The organism is Paenibacillus taichungensis, from assembly GCF_013359905.1.
GTDB lineage: Bacteria > Bacillota > Bacilli > Paenibacillales > Paenibacillaceae > Paenibacillus > Paenibacillus taichungensis.
Window position 1 is genome coordinate 1 of record NZ_JABMCC010000100.1, and the last position, 13,494, is coordinate 13,494.

Genomic DNA, 13,494 nt, shown 5'->3' on the forward strand with positions numbered 1-13,494 from the left:
AAGAAAGTGATCTGGAACCGTGGTGTAGTTGGCCTAACATGCCTGCCTGTCACGCAGGAGATCGCGGGTTCGAATCCCGTCGGTTCCGCCATTTTAATCTTTACATGAGGAAGCCGTTCACTAAATCTGCTATATGGCACCGAACGCCCTAGATAAAGTGTAACGTTTCAGGATTAAACTTTATTATGGCTCGGTAGCTCAGTCGGTAGAGCAGAGGACTGAAAATCCTCGTGTCGGCGGTTCGATTCCGTCCCGAGCCACCATTTATCACAACTTAATACGCCGGTGTAGCTCAACTGGTAGAGCAACTGACTTGTAATCAGTAGGTTGGGGGTTCAAGTCCTCTCGCCGGCACCACTTATGGAGGATTAGCGAAGTGGCCAAACGCATCAGACTGTAAATCTGCTCCCGTACGGGTTCGGTGGTTCGAATCCATCATCCTCCACCAGTTTTTAGGGGCATAGTTTAAAGGTAGAACAACGGTCTCCAAAACCGTTGGTGTGGGTTCAATTCCTGCTGCCCCTGCCAATTAACTTTTAAGAACATATTGTATTATGGCGATCGTGGCGAAGTGGTTAACGCACCGGTTTGTGGATCCGGCATTCGGGGGTTCAATTCCCCTCGATCGCCCCTTTGTTTTTTTTGGGGATTAGCCAAGCGGTAAGGCAACGGACTTTGACTCCGTCATGCATAGGTTCAAATCCTATATCCCCAGCCATTATGCGGACGTGGCTCAGCGGTAGAGCATCGCCTTGCCAAGGCGAGGGTCGCGGGTTCGATTCCCGTCGTCCGCTCCAAAATATGGCGCCATAGCCAAGTGGTAAGGCACAGCTCTGCAAAAGCTTTATCCCCAGTTCGAATCTGGGTGGCGCCTCCAGTATTTTTATAAAAACATCATATGCCGGCGTGGCGGAATGGCAGACGCGCTCGACTCAAAATCGAGTGGGAAACCGTGGAGGTTCGAGTCCTCTCGCCGGTATTCAAGCAAGTATGGAAAAGCTCATTAGATGCAAAATCTAATAAGCTTTTTTTATTTGTCGGAATGAAAGGTGACGTGCGGCAATTAAGCAAAGAGGGGCTCCTGAATGGAATTTTGTAGGTCATCACAACACCATTACTGCAGGGGAGTCCAACATGATGGGCTTGGGTAAATACGCGACTATCTTGTATCTCTAATTACTCAATTTCATTCCCTGATCTCTGGCACTCGGATTATGGCTTATAGAAGGAGATGGAATTATTTTTGCTTACGTATTGACTCATAACTTTAATCAGTATATTGTGGATATACAAAGTCTCTAATATTACTTCGTTTAATTATGGATATTATAGCTCTTTTAAATTCATATAAAAGATGCTTATCCAAGCAAGATAGTATCCTTTTGCGTGTGAATTTATATTTTATAAAAGAAACGGAGTGAAGCAACGTGTCTGAGGAAAAACATGTATTAAAACATTCTGAAATTTTATTTGATCGATCTGTGTGGGAAGAAGCGTGGAAGAATCAGTCGACAGCTTCAAAATACAATATGAAGAGTACGGCGTTTGACGCAACAGGAGCATTTGAACGATGGGCTAGAGAATATCACCAACAGTCGTTTACTGACGATGGAAAGAAGCGATCCGATCGCATCACAGGCTGGATAGAAAATCAGGGTGTGAGTTTTGACGGGTTATCCATATTAGACATTGGAGCAGCGTCAGGCATCTTTACGATTCCTTTTGCAACCAAAGGAGCGACCGTTACAGCTGTAGAGCCCTCTGAACTGTTAGTTTCATTAATGAAGGAGACTATTCCTGCATCCCTTACATCCAGTATTGATATCGTTTCAGAGCGGTTCGAGGACATATCGATTCAGGACAAAGGCTGGGAGAAGAAATATGATTTTGCATTTGCATCCATGTGCCCGGCAATGTCGAATTGGGAAACGATTGAACAGGCGATTAGCACTGCCCGAAAGTATGTTTATATTAGTACGATGGCTGGACCGAGAGAACACACACTAATAAATGAGCTTAAAGAGGTACTAGGTGTCTATCCATCATACAACGCCGGAGATATGGGATATATACAACAGCTGCTGTACCTGAAAGATTATTCTTACACCACCTTAATCACTAAAGAAACAAGTTATATGCAGATGTCTGTTGAGGAAGTCGTTGATAAGCTTCAGGAGTGGCTTAGCACGCACGAACTGCCAACGGATGAAGGTTCACTTGCCCTGGCTGAGCAATATATCAGAGACACTTACAAGGATGGTATGGTTACATTCTCACGCGGAGGGAAGTTCGGTAAAATTCTGATTCAATTGGAGCAACAGAACATGAAAGTGGTACGGACCAAGTAAAAGTAGACCCATTTCAGCAGGAATCAATTTAGATAAAGTTTTTAAAAGGAAAAGGGAGCAGTATAACTGCTCCCTTTTTGATGGTCAGATATAAGACATCTTATTCTTCGACTAAATAACAAACGTTCTTCTTCTATAAATAGAAATTGATATAACTCTCATACTTCATCCTCCAAAGAGCCGTTATTGCTTCATGGATAGATCAGGCTTATGTTTACGTCCCCTATACTGTCCAGGCGTGATCCCTTCCCATTTTCGAAAAGAACGGATAAAGTTCTGCGGGTTGTTATAACGAAGCCGTGCGGCGATATCCTTGACCGTCAGCTCGCTTTCGTCGAGCCATTTTTTAGCTATACTGAAGCGGTACTTTGTCAGATACTCACTGAATGAACATCCTGTCTCTTTGCGGAACACACTACTTAGGTAGTTGGCATTGTAATGAAGTCTGGATGCGCATTCCTCCAACGTCAGATCCTTATCGTATTCTTGCTGAATGATGGCAATCATTTTCTCGGATATTTGCTGATATTGGGCGTACTGTCTTTCTTTCAAAATGAGAATGATCGGTATGATGATATGTTTGTTAAACCATTGCTCAACCTCAGCTGCATACTGCAGAGCATGAAGTTCATTGAAAATAGACCCATGGCCTTTGGAGATCTGTCCCAGTCGTATACCGGATTCCTGCATCATCTGCAAAATATGTGTTAACAATCGGGTAAGTGCTACCTGATATTCTTCCGGTGTGCATTCCATGCCAAAGAGCACTTTAAGCAACTGATGGAGATGAGAGGAGGCCAGGGCTTCATCGGCGTTTTGGATAGCTTGTATCAGCGTATATTCCAGTGATTCGGGATATGGCAGTGTCCAATGGGAAGTACGATTGTCTATCGCCTCAAACTGAAAGATGATGCCTGCTCCCAGTTTCATTCGATGCTTAAGTGCCTCAAAGGCCTCTGTATAAGCTTGTGGTATCTGAAATAGGGAGTTGTGAGGCTGACTGAAGCCAATGCTTACTTGAAGACTAAGGATCACACTGATCTGATGTTGGAGTTGTTCGGTTAACGTGTACAGATGTTGTGAAAAACGAACACGGTCTTGCTCAGAGGTACCGATGATTGTAACGACAGCCTGTTCATATACCACAGGAAGTAACTGTTGTTCTGCATAAATACTCTCCTCCAGTATGTTCTGAACGGCAAACAACAACAGATCCCGATCCTTGGCATGATATTTGGTGTGATTCATAAGATCAGTCTGGATTGCAATGACGGCTATTTGTTGCCACTCTTGAAGCTGTGAACCATAACCATTCTCTCTGAGTGTGTCATGAAGAGTGGACGGTGCATTTTTACCCAGAAGCAGGTTGATTAGAAAATGAGTGCGTATCTGCAACTTATATTGATTTAGTTTGCTTTCAAGCTGGGATTGAGAAGCAGAGAGCTGCGAGACGCCAGCTCTGATTTGCTCGAATTCGTCTATATGAAGTGTAGACTTGGTTCCAAGGCGATCGGGTAAGCGTTTATCACCGAGTTGTGCAAGAAGCTTGCGGATGGGAATATGCATTCGTCTCGAACCTACCCATGAGAGCAACAGTGAGAGCAGTAGCATAGCAACACTGATATACATGGTGTGCAGCCCAATCTGAACATACTCGTGAGTAAGAATATTCGTAGGCGAAATGAGAATATATGTCCACCCTTTTAGAGAAGAATGCGCATAGGACAGCGAGTAACGTGTATCTGCAATACGCACCTCTCGTTGACCTGAAGAGGCAGCGAAACCACGCTTAGATAACAATTCACTAAAGTTGGCCTTCGAATCGTTGTCCCATATTCCTGCTGAAGCTAATGGCTGACCAATGTATTCGGGATCGGGGTGGACCATGATGCGTTGTTCACGATTCAAAATGATAAGTCCGGCTGTAGAGCTGTCGGGTGCATCCTCTTCCAGTGGTTTTTGTAGTGAGCATGCGGGAATTCCCGCAATCAGGGCAGCGTCAGAAGAAACATTTACATCGGGTATCGATCTGGCGAGTGCAATATGATAGATACAGCCTGAATTCACCGGGCGCTCATTGTTATTAAAAACAGATGATGGTGTAAGCTGCCAACCGGAAGTGAGGGTGTTGGATAACAAATCTTTCATGGGCAGAGCCATTGGGAAATCAGTATTCAGGTATAGGCCAGCATGATCGATAAGCCAATCCTGGGTCTGATTTACGAGCGTAATATCCATTAGAGGCTCCCATGACCTCATATTCTTGAATTCGGTCTGTAACTTCTCAGCAAACAAAGGCCCGGTACTCTGAACCGATGATGATGAAGTTAGCGAATGGAGCGTGTCCGGTGACCGAACGGCCTGATCGAGCATATAGCTTACGGTTGCAAGTTTGTGCTCCACGTTGGTTTGCATTTGGATTAACAGTTGTTTATTGGCTTGAGCACGATGCAGCTCTGATTGTTTTGAAGAATAGATAAAAGCGGCGATTCCCGTCAACAGAATGGGCAGGGTACTTAACAAGATTCCGAAGACTATCATTTTATGTAGATAGCTGAATGATCGCACAGGTCCACTCCTGACTTATGAATTAGTAACACTTTCTATTTTAGTAAACGCTTACATATAGAACAATCTAAATTTTGTTTATTTGGATAAAAAAGTAATAAAAATTCAAGTGGAAATAAAGATCATGAGATCGTTCAAATTATAATAGAGGTCATTTTATCTTTAATGGAAGGCATAATGGGAAACGACAGTCGAGGGAGAACGTAGATAAGAGGTATGGAAGTCGTATTCATACGGGGTGAAACGGCTTTGAAGAAGGGTAATAAGGGATATCTAGGCCTTTATTCGGTATAGTGGCCAATGGTCTGATCAAGGGACAGTCAAAGGTCCAACCCGATCCCCGACCTGAGTCTAGGATGAAAAACCGTCCACGGTCTGTTTTGAAAAGTCGCAGTTTCCCCTAGAATAAGGACATAAGGTTAAACAAGAAACAAACGAACAAACACACAAACCAAAATTAACGAACCGAAAGGGTGGTGAACAATAATTATGAGATGGAATAAAGGAAATGGCTGGGCGGTTGTACTGATTGCATTGGGTGCACTCCTCCTCTTCGGAAAGTTAACTCCTCTACTGGGACATTTAATGGGTTATCTAATTCCGATCCTGATGATTGCACTTGGCTACTACGGAGTTAAACGAGGAAATGTACTGCTTGGATGGATTGTTCTCTTCATCGGTATCCTCTCATTGCTGGGTAAACTGGCCTGGCTGATCGGACCGATCATCGCGATTGGGTTAATCATCTTCGGATTCTCCATGTTGAGTAATAATCGCAGTCGTCGTGGCCGTTACTAAGCTTTCACGATTATGATAAGGAGGACAGACAAAATGAGTGTATTTCGTCGAATGCGGGACATTACCGTAGCTAATTTAAACGAACATCTGGAGCAAAGTCAGGATCCAGTCAAACTGATTGATCAGTTTCTGGTCTCGACCCGCCAAGACATCGGTGAAGCCGAGAAGCTTCGTCATCAATATGCAAGCCATACCAGACAAATGAAACAACAAGCGGATCAGGCAGCAGGTATGGTACACAAACGGGAAGAACAAGCTTCCATGGCTCTGAAAGCAGGTGAGGAGCATTTAGCCAAACTTGCTTTGCAGGAGAAAATTCTCCACGAGGAAAAAATGGAGCAATACAATGAATTGTACGCACAAAGCAATGCGGCTTTACAGGAACTGGACGAACAGATCGATCAACTGAAAGTGGAGTATCAAAATGTATACAGCAAACGCCAATATTACTACGCTCGTATGCAGACGATTCAATTGCAGCAAAGAATGAATCAGAGAGGTCACTACAACGGTCAGAATGTACCCCGTATGTTCAACCGGCTGGACGATCAAGTTTCTGATCTCGAATATGAGGCACAAAGTCTCCGGGATTTGCGGCGGATGAGTCAGGATGGGTCAGGTACGTCTGGCACCATGTCATCCTCTACGCTGGACAAAGAACTGGAACGGCTGAAACAAAAGCTGAACAATGACAGAAAGGAGTAGACACATGAATAAACTTTACCGCTCATCGCGTAATCGTATGCTGACAGGTTTGATTGGCGGCATATCTGAAAATCTTGGATTTAGTTCCACGCTGCTGCGTATCATTTTCTTCATCAGTATTTTCGCTACGGGGGGTACATCATTGTTGATCTACTTCATCGCTGCATTGGTAGTGCCAAAAGAACCCTATCACGCTGATCCATACACTTATGGTGCTGATCACGTAAGAGGATACAAGTAAAAGAAAGGAGTAAGCACATGAGCAAATTATATCGCTCAACGCGTGACCGGATGTTGACTGGATTATGTGGTGGGATATCCGAGTCGATCGGCATGGATTCAACCTTGCTGCGTATCATCTTCGTCATCAGTATCTTCGTAACTGGCGGCACGTCGTTGTTAATCTACTTCATCGCAGCACTGGTGGTGCCAAAAGAGCCATATCCACCTTATGATCCATACGGCTATGGTCCGGGCCCTGGTCCTGGCGCTGGTAGAGGATACAACAACTTTGATCACGAGCCGCCAAGAGGTCCTTTCCAAAACAACCATAATCAAGGCCCAGGTAACTTCGGTCCTGGCCCAGGATACAACAGCAGACCTCAGTCTGGTCCACGTTCTTACGACAATAACGCTTACGGAGCAGGGTCACAGCAAGAAAGTGAACTTGATTCCATGATGAAAGATATTGAGAAAAAAGCATTGAAAAAAGAAGTTGAAGAGCTTCGCCAAAAATTATCTCGTTACGAGAAGGGAGAAAAGTAAAATGGGAGTATTTAAACGGATTAAGGATATGACTAAAGCGTCGGTAAATGATATGTTGGATAAAGTGGAAGACCCGATTGTAATGTTGAACCAGTACTTGCGTGACATGGAGGCTGAAATTCATGAGGCAGAGGTAACAGTTGCCAAACAAATGGCGAATGAGCGTCGCATGAAACAGCGTCTGGACGAAGCAGAACGTACATCGGTACAACGTGAGTCTCAGGCAGAGGCTGCACTGGCTAATGGTCAGGAAGAAGTGGCCCGTAAATTGCTGGAAGAGAAAATCTACTTCGATCAAAAAATTACGGAATACAGAGAACTTCATGCTCAATCCGAAGCTCAAGCCAAAGATTTGCTGCAACAGCTGCATGACATGAAAGATGAGTTCTACAAAATGCGTAACAAACGTAATGAACTCGTATCCCGTGCACAAATGGCGAAAGCCAAAAAACAAATGTCCCAAATCAACAGCTTGCACTCCATCGAGAGTGGTGGCGCATCCCTTGGATTCCACCGCATGGAAGAGAAAATCATGCAAATGGAAGCTGAAGCTGATGTGATCCGTGCACCTTATCGTAATACACAATCTACGTACACTAATCCTGTAGATACAGAAAAGCAATTCAAAGTGGATCAACAGCTGCAAGCTCTGAAAAACAAAATCGGCAATGGTGCCAAAAATGAAACGGGCGGTACTTCAAAAGAATAACTGTTCGCTCAGCAGACAATATGATATTCTATAAATCGTGAATAAAGAACGGTTTCTAGAACAAAGGTTAAGCCATACAGGTGTTCAAAGCCTGATATGGCTTTTCCGTCGAATTGGGAAGATCAACTTACAGAGGAGGTGCGGCAGAGATGAATAAGAAGGGTCAATGGCTTGCTGTTGTAATCATTGTCATCGGCATGCTGATGTTACTGAACCGAAGTATTAACCTGCTGACCGTCGCCGCACTGATTCTGTTAACGATAGGTATGGTTCAAGTTCGTAAGGGTGACACACATAAAGGCTATCGATACCTTGGTATCGGTGCCGCTCTGTTGTTGCTTGATAATTTAATGATTGTATTTTTAATTGTACTGGCCTCACTAGCCTATTTTTATTCCAAAAACAAAAAGATTCATCTAGATGGACATGTCATGCGGAAGCAAAATTTCATGGCTCGTTACTATTGGGATCAAGCACCATGGACATTGCGGAGTATGAGCCTATGGCATGCCATGGGTGAGATTAATGCAGATTTGTCACTTTCCCTCCCGGAGGAGAAACAAACGATTGTACTTTTGCAGGGAGTTATGGGGAATGTTCGTCTGATACTGCCTGAAGATTATGGTGTTGAAATTGAGGCATCGGTACTCTTTGGACGGATTAGCCTGAATGGAGAGCAGGATAGTGGCATGATGAACAAATTGGTATGGAGAACTCCTGGATATGAGTCCAGTGAACATAAAGCAAAATTTGTCATTTCTTATATTGTTGGCGACCTAAACATCAGTAATCCGTAATAAGTTAAATAGGTGAAGAAGGAGGAGACCGGATGAAGACAAAACGACATACCGACATGGTAACCCGAAGTATGGGTGAAGGGATCCTCCTTGTTTTCATTGTGCTCATTGTAATCTTGTATGTATTGTATACATATGGTTATCTTGCTCCGTTTGCAGGGTGGAGGCATCTGATTCAATCGGGTCTGGCGTTACTGCTGCTCTTGATCGGTATGGGTGCGGCCTTCGGCTTCTATCAGAGCTACCGGGTCAAACGAAGGCTTGAACTGTTGCGAGAGACACTGTTGCAATGGGAAAAGGGCTCACTCTCACGTACAGTGCCAGACCTTGGTATTGATGATGTCGGCCGATTAAGTGAGCAGCTTGGACGAATCGGCAAAAAGTGGGAAGACCAGGTCTCCTCGCTGCAGAGGCTGTCTACGAATAACGCTCAGCTGGCTGAACAGGCCAGAATAACGGCCATTGTGGAAGAGAGACAGCGCCTGGCACGAGAATTGCATGATGCGGTATCACAGCAGCTTTTCGCCATTTCTATGACCGCGACCGCGGTTGGACGAAGAATGGAAAAGGATTTTGCGCGTGCCCAGCGGCAGGTGGCCCTGATTGAAGAGATGGCGTCGGTAGCTCAGTCCGAGATGCGGGCATTGCTATTGCATTTGCGACCTGTCTATCTGGAGGGTAAACATCTCGAACAAGGTTTGCGCGATCTTGTGATGGAGTTGAAAACAAAAGTCCCTATGGACATCGTACTCGAAATGGATGAAGACATTCATTTGATCAAAGGCATTGAGAATCATCTGTTCCGTATTATTCAGGAAGCGATGTCCAATACATTACGTCATGCGAAGGCAGAAAAGATGGAAATTCGGCTTCAGCGCCGGATGGATGCCATTCGGGTACTGATTCGTGATGATGGTCAGGGATTTGATCTCGACGATCAGAAACAGGCCTCCTATGGTTTGACCAATATGCGTGAACGTGTGACTGAAATTGGAGGAGCCATTCAATTTGTAACGGCGCCGGGCAAAGGAACACGAATTGAGATTACAATACCTTTGATGAACGAGGAAAGCGAGGAAGAACATGTCAATGGAGACGGGAATAGAAACGGAGACGGAAGCGGAAACGTCGATCAAAGTGTTGCTCGTGGATGATCATGAAATGGTACGTATTGGCCTCGCTGCGGTGCTGGATACCGAAGATGGCATTGAAGTGGTGGGGGAGGCGGGCAGCGGTGAGGAAGGCATTCGGTTGGCACAGGAGTATAAGCCTGATGTTGTCCTGATGGATCTCGTTATGGAAGGAATGGACGGGATTGAAGCCACACGGCAGCTGCTTAAAATGTATCCGGAATGCAAGGTCATTGTGCTGACCAGTTATCTGGATGATGAAAAAATGTATCCGGTTATCGAGGCAGGAGCCTTCAGTTATCTGCTGAAAACATCCAGAGCCAATGAGGTGGCAGATGCAATCCGTGCTGCAGCTCGGGGGCAATCGGTTCTGGAGTCACAAGTGGCGTCCAAAATGATGAATCGTTTCCGACAGCCGCAGGCAGTGGCACCAGCTCATGATGAATTGACTGATCGGGAGATGGATGTACTTCGGTTAGTAGCTAAAGGCAAATCGAATCAGGACATCGCAGATGATCTCATTATCGGGATCAAGACAGTCAAATTTCATGTGACGAACATACTAGCAAAATTGGGCGTGGATGACCGTACACAGGCAGCCATCTATGCTTATAAGAATGGACTTGCGGAATAGAAAAAGAAGCGTGTGAAGGTTGAGGCATGCACTATGATTTTGCTGAGTAGATATGGTGAAGTTAAGAAATCGGTGGAGCACGATTCGAAAGTTTGTTCTGCCCATAAGATGCTATAAGGTCCGATCAGCCATGAAGATGGTGGATAGGGCTTTTTTTGTGTGCCAAAAAGAAGTTTAGCAAATGAGTAATGGGGGCATGCTGTTGATAGATTCATAGAATGTAAGAAAGAGCGGAGGATTCAAATGTTAAATCGATGGATGACAGCAGGTATACTGGCATTAGCAATTATTATACTTGTAGGCATGACTCATGTGTACGCTGAGAAGACGGAATCCGAAGCAGGCAAGCTGGAACAATTGATGAAGACCGCCGATACAGCAATCGATCATGTGGACCGTCTAGTCATTAAATGGCAAGGTGAAGGCCGTGGAGATGCAAAAGAGCAGGCGGAGTTGCTTGCTCATCAGTTAGGATTGCAACAGCCTGAACGCGGTGTTCAGACGGGGCATGATGTGTATCGTAGTGAGATGGTTGCTGACGCTCAGCATGCAGGCATTCTGATCAATGTTGTCGTGACGGGGGAAAAGGAATACTACACGATTGTCCAATTAACAGGCAATGAACATACAGACCAACGTTTATTGACCACATTACATGAACAAGTATCCCAGTTGCTCAACGATTCGGGAATGAAAGCAGCATGGAATTTCGCTGTGCAGGGCACAGGTGCAACTGAAGAAAGTGGCGCCAGCAGTCAATTGCAGCAAATCGAGGAACAGCTATCTGGAGATATGAATATGCAAGCGATAGAACGTTATACAGATAACAGCACTGCCAGTGTGTCATATGAGGCATCGGATCTGCCCATAGCGATTAAGAGCGGTAAACATCACTTGAACATGCAGCTTGCTGTCCATCAGGATGACGAAAAGGGGACTAATCGAGTTACAGTAGGTTTCCCGGTTATCACGATCGAATATTAATGCAATATTCAAGCAGGTTTATAAGTCTGATCATGAATTTTTATAGATGAAATTTCCATGAATTGTGGAAAAATAGTGATAACATTTCTCAGGAAAATTAGTGCAACCCATGGGGCTTTATGCTAAAATGGCATCACATCCAAGAAGGAAATTTGCTGGTAATTGACGGTTGTATGTTGCGTATATAACACCATTACATAGCTCGGGGAGAGTGTGGAGATATCTTCCCGGAAAGAAAGAGGAGCCCATGGTCGAAAAACAAATGCAAGATGAAGTGCAGACACCAGGTGCAGTATTTTTCATTTTTGGAGCAACGGGTGATTTGGCTCGCCGGAAGCTGTTTCCGGCGATCTACAGTCTCTACCGCGAAGGCAAGTTAGCCGAAGACTTTGCGGTTATTGGTGTAGCGCGTCGTCCGAGGTCACCAGAAGAATTCCGGGAAGACATCTATGAATCCATTAAGGAGTTCTGCCGCTATCCAGCGGGGGAACCCGATGAGTGGAACGCTTTTGTCGAACATTTTGAGTATAAATCACTAGATATCAATAACGTGGACGGTTTCAAAGAATTGTGTGAGCAGACAGAGAGTCTGGAAGCGAAGTTTAACACGCCGGGTAACCGTCTGTTCTATCTGGCACTGGCACCTGAGCTCTTTGGCAGCGTGTCATATAGTTTGCGTGATGGTGGAATGCTGGAGAGCCGCGGGTGGAATCGACTTGTGATTGAGAAACCATTTGGATATGATCTGCAATCTGCGGAGCATCTGAATGAGCAGATTCGTGAAGTGTTCCGTGAGGAAGAGATTTATCGGATTGACCACTATCTGGGTAAGGAAATGGTACAGAATATCGAAGTTATTCGCTTTGGTAATGCCTTTTTCGAGCCGCTTTGGAACAATAAACATATTGCCAACGTTCAGATTACTCTGGGAGAGACGGTTGGTGTGGAAGAACGTGGTGGATACTACGATCATTCGGGAGCATTGCGCGATATGGGGCAGAACCATATGCTGCAGATGCTGACGATGATTGCCATGGAGCCGCCAAGCCGTCTATTCCCAGAGGATATCCGGGATGAGAAGGTTAAGGTACTGCGTTCTCTGCGTGCATTTACCTCTAATGAAGAAGTAAGCACTAACGTTGTGCGCGGGCAATATACGGAAGGGGAGTATCGTGGCAAGCAGCTTCCCGGTTATCGCCAGGAGGACAAGGTTGATCCGAAATCCAATACGGAGACTTATTTTGCCGCACGTGTATTTGTAGATAATTTCCGCTGGGCGGGTGTGCCGTTCTATATTCGGACAGGCAAGCGCCTTCCGGTGAAAACGACCGAGATTGTAGTTGAATTCAAATCCATGCCGAGTAACGTTTATCTGGGCAAAAAGTATAAACTGGAGCCGAATTTGCTCGTCATTCGGGTAAACCCGATGGAAGGCATTTATATTAAAATAAATGCCAAGAAGCCGGGTTCAGACTCCGAAATTCAGCCGCTGGCGATGGATTTCTGTCAGAGCTGCATGATTGGAATCAACTCGCCGGAGGCGTATGAACGATTGCTGCATGATGCAGCAGAAGGAGACTCCACCTACTTTACCCGTTGGGACGAAGTGGCTACAGCATGGTCCTTCGTTGACCGGATTGCGGCGGCTTGGGCGGAAAATCACGGAGAGCTGCACACGTATCCAGCAGGTACGTGGGGGCCGGAAGCAACAGGCAAACTGCTGGAGCAGGATGGGTTTCACTGGTGGCCGGTGAACGGTCAGGACGAGGACAGTGTCATCTGGCAAGTGAACAATTAATCGCGGGAAGTATCACTTATGAGTGGCAGCGATTTTGATTAGAGCGAAATCATTTTATTGGTGAGAAGACTAACACTGTTACAAATAAGGCTTGGGAAGAACGCAGAGATGCGATCTTTTCAGGTCTTTTTTGTGATAGAGAAGTGGGAGGATGTAAAAATGTACATATAATAAAATAAGTTATTGACAAAAAGTAAGTATATAACTTATACTCAACTTAAGAGATTAAGAAATTACGCAAAGACATACGAAACCCGA

The 13,494-nt window shown here is 45.1% G+C and carries 12 protein-coding genes and 10 tRNA genes; 21 read left to right on the forward strand and 1 reads right to left on the reverse strand.

Annotation, left to right across the window (positions count from 1 at the left end; all coding sequences use genetic code 11):
- Positions 1–13: 13 nt before the first annotated feature.
- The 11 genes from HP548_RS05100 to HP548_RS05150 all read left to right on the forward strand — a co-directional run bounded on the left by HP548_RS05100 (position 14) and on the right by HP548_RS05150 (position 2,348).
- A tRNA-Asp gene (locus tag HP548_RS05100) sits at positions 14–91 on the forward strand.
- A gap of 96 nt (positions 92–187) precedes the next feature.
- A tRNA-Phe gene (locus HP548_RS05105) sits at positions 188–263 on the forward strand.
- Between the two features lie 18 nt (positions 264–281).
- Positions 282–357: transfer RNA gene (locus HP548_RS05110), tRNA-Thr, on the forward strand.
- A gap of 5 nt (positions 358–362) precedes the next feature.
- Positions 363–448 (forward strand) — tRNA-Tyr (locus HP548_RS05115).
- A 6-nt stretch (positions 449–454) separates the two neighbouring features.
- Positions 455–528: transfer RNA gene (locus HP548_RS05120), tRNA-Trp, on the forward strand.
- Between the two features lie 29 nt (positions 529–557).
- Positions 558–630: transfer RNA gene (locus tag HP548_RS05125), tRNA-His, on the forward strand.
- Positions 631–643: 13 nt separating this feature from the next.
- Positions 644–718: transfer RNA gene (locus tag HP548_RS05130), tRNA-Gln, on the forward strand.
- A 4-nt stretch (positions 719–722) separates the two neighbouring features.
- Positions 723–797, forward strand: a tRNA-Gly gene (locus tag HP548_RS05135).
- A 6-nt stretch (positions 798–803) separates the two neighbouring features.
- A tRNA-Cys gene (locus HP548_RS05140) sits at positions 804–877 on the forward strand.
- A 23-nt stretch (positions 878–900) separates the two neighbouring features.
- Positions 901–979 (forward strand) — tRNA-Leu (locus tag HP548_RS05145).
- A gap of 448 nt (positions 980–1,427) precedes the next feature.
- On the forward strand, positions 1,428–2,348 hold the full coding sequence (locus HP548_RS05150) for a methyltransferase domain-containing protein (RefSeq protein WP_175381107.1): 921 nt from the start codon (positions 1,428–1,430) through the stop codon (positions 2,346–2,348).
- Between the two features lie 183 nt (positions 2,349–2,531).
- Here HP548_RS05150 and HP548_RS33895 read toward each other — a convergent pair whose 3' ends face one another.
- Positions 2,532–4,916 (reverse strand): helix-turn-helix domain-containing protein, encoded by a 2,385-nt coding sequence (locus HP548_RS33895; protein WP_217504628.1) that lies wholly within the window; start codon positions 4,914–4,916, stop codon positions 2,532–2,534.
- 489 nt (positions 4,917–5,405) lie between these two features.
- Here HP548_RS33895 and HP548_RS05160 point away from each other — a divergent pair, with 489 nt between their 5' ends.
- The 10 genes from HP548_RS05160 to zwf all read left to right on the forward strand — a co-directional run bounded on the left by HP548_RS05160 (position 5,406) and on the right by zwf (position 13,236).
- Positions 5,406–5,714 (forward strand): LiaF transmembrane domain-containing protein, encoded by a 309-nt coding sequence (locus tag HP548_RS05160; RefSeq protein WP_062324034.1) that lies wholly within the window; start codon positions 5,406–5,408, stop codon positions 5,712–5,714.
- A 33-nt stretch (positions 5,715–5,747) separates the two neighbouring features.
- Entirely contained in the window at positions 5,748–6,419 is a 672-nt protein-coding gene (locus HP548_RS05165; protein WP_063566170.1) for a PspA/IM30 family protein, read from the forward strand.
- 4 nt (positions 6,420–6,423) lie between these two features.
- Positions 6,424–6,660 (forward strand): PspC domain-containing protein, encoded by a 237-nt coding sequence (locus tag HP548_RS05170; protein WP_063566169.1) that lies wholly within the window; start codon positions 6,424–6,426, stop codon positions 6,658–6,660.
- A 17-nt stretch (positions 6,661–6,677) separates the two neighbouring features.
- On the forward strand, positions 6,678–7,184 hold the full coding sequence (locus HP548_RS05175) for a PspC domain-containing protein (protein WP_063566168.1): 507 nt from the start codon (positions 6,678–6,680) through the stop codon (positions 7,182–7,184).
- A 1-nt stretch (position 7,185) separates the two neighbouring features.
- A complete protein-coding gene (locus HP548_RS05180) occupies positions 7,186–7,893 on the forward strand; it encodes a PspA/IM30 family protein (protein ID WP_024634152.1) in 708 nt (235 codons plus the stop codon).
- Positions 7,894–8,042: 149 nt separating this feature from the next.
- Positions 8,043–8,690, forward strand: a complete 648-nt coding sequence (liaF, locus tag HP548_RS05185) for a cell wall-active antibiotics response protein LiaF (protein WP_076290952.1) — start codon at positions 8,043–8,045, stop codon at positions 8,688–8,690.
- 32 nt (positions 8,691–8,722) lie between these two features.
- The gene (locus tag HP548_RS05190; protein ID WP_175381109.1) at positions 8,723–9,844 is read left to right on the forward strand and encodes a sensor histidine kinase; all 1,122 of its coding nucleotides are present in this window, start codon (positions 8,723–8,725) and stop codon (positions 9,842–9,844) included.
- Positions 9,780–10,454, forward strand: coding sequence for a response regulator transcription factor (locus HP548_RS05195; RefSeq protein WP_090904561.1), 675 nt, complete (start codon positions 9,780–9,782; stop codon positions 10,452–10,454). Before HP548_RS05190 ends, HP548_RS05195 begins: the two co-directional genes overlap by 65 nt.
- A gap of 243 nt (positions 10,455–10,697) precedes the next feature.
- Entirely contained in the window at positions 10,698–11,438 is a 741-nt protein-coding gene (locus tag HP548_RS05200) for a YwmB family TATA-box binding protein (RefSeq protein ID WP_175381110.1), read from the forward strand.
- A gap of 247 nt (positions 11,439–11,685) precedes the next feature.
- Entirely contained in the window at positions 11,686–13,236 is a 1,551-nt protein-coding gene (gene zwf, locus HP548_RS05205) for a glucose-6-phosphate dehydrogenase (protein ID WP_175381111.1), read from the forward strand.
- Positions 13,237–13,494: the final 258 nt, after the last annotated feature.

Bases quoted from the DNA above. Each gene is read 5' to 3' on its own strand.
- HP548_RS05160 (WP_062324034.1), top strand. From the start codon at position 5,406: ATGAGATGGAATAAAGGAAATGGCTGGGCGGTTGTACTGATTGCATTG.
- HP548_RS05165 (WP_063566170.1), top strand. From the start codon at position 5,748: ATGAGTGTATTTCGTCGAATGCGGGACATTACCGTAGCTAATTTAAAC.
- HP548_RS05170 (WP_063566169.1), top strand. From the start codon at position 6,424: ATGAATAAACTTTACCGCTCATCGCGTAATCGTATGCTGACAGGTTTG.
- HP548_RS05175 (WP_063566168.1), top strand. From the start codon at position 6,678: ATGAGCAAATTATATCGCTCAACGCGTGACCGGATGTTGACTGGATTA.
- HP548_RS05180 (WP_024634152.1), top strand. From the start codon at position 7,186: ATGGGAGTATTTAAACGGATTAAGGATATGACTAAAGCGTCGGTAAAT.
- liaF (WP_076290952.1), top strand. From the start codon at position 8,043: ATGAATAAGAAGGGTCAATGGCTTGCTGTTGTAATCATTGTCATCGGC.
- HP548_RS05190 (WP_175381109.1), top strand. From the start codon at position 8,723: ATGAAGACAAAACGACATACCGACATGGTAACCCGAAGTATGGGTGAA.
- HP548_RS05195 (WP_090904561.1), top strand. From the start codon at position 9,780: ATGGAGACGGGAATAGAAACGGAGACGGAAGCGGAAACGTCGATCAAA.
- HP548_RS05200 (WP_175381110.1), top strand. From the start codon at position 10,698: ATGTTAAATCGATGGATGACAGCAGGTATACTGGCATTAGCAATTATT.
- zwf (WP_175381111.1), top strand. From the start codon at position 11,686: ATGGTCGAAAAACAAATGCAAGATGAAGTGCAGACACCAGGTGCAGTA.